Source organism: Marinobacter iranensis (assembly GCF_029207565.1).
In the GTDB taxonomy this organism is placed as follows: Bacteria; Pseudomonadota; Gammaproteobacteria; order Pseudomonadales; family Oleiphilaceae; genus Marinobacter; species Marinobacter iranensis.
Genome location: NZ_JANCMW010000287.1, coordinates 1 through 257, shown reverse-complemented (window position 1 = coordinate 257; position 257 = coordinate 1). Strand labels below are relative to the sequence as shown.

The following is a 257-nucleotide window of genomic DNA, read 5'->3' as shown; positions in this document are numbered from 1 at the left end:
GATCCAGAAGTAAGCTTGGGCGCACGCCGCAAGGCTTGAACCGAGTAAAGCAGCCGCCCGGCACTCTCAAAAAAGAGTGTCGGGCGGTTGCCTTTTAATGAGGGCCGCTGTAAGGGCGCGCCTTCGGTTTTGGGTACAGCATAGAAGCCCGGCAACGGGCTCCGCTCTTTCGCATTGGTAGGGACATGGAAACGCAGAATATCCGTATTCGCCTGAAGGCGTTCGATCATCGAGTGCTCGACCAGGCGACCGGCGAC

1 protein-coding gene is annotated in these 257 nt (G+C 58.4%); it reads right to left on the bottom strand.

Going from position 1 to position 257, the window contains the following annotated elements; genetic code table 11:
* A partial coding sequence (locus NLU14_RS22405) for a hypothetical protein (RefSeq protein WP_275710766.1) occupies positions 1-230 on the bottom strand: 230 nt, incomplete at its 3' end.
* Between the last annotated feature and the right edge of the window lie 27 nt (positions 231-257).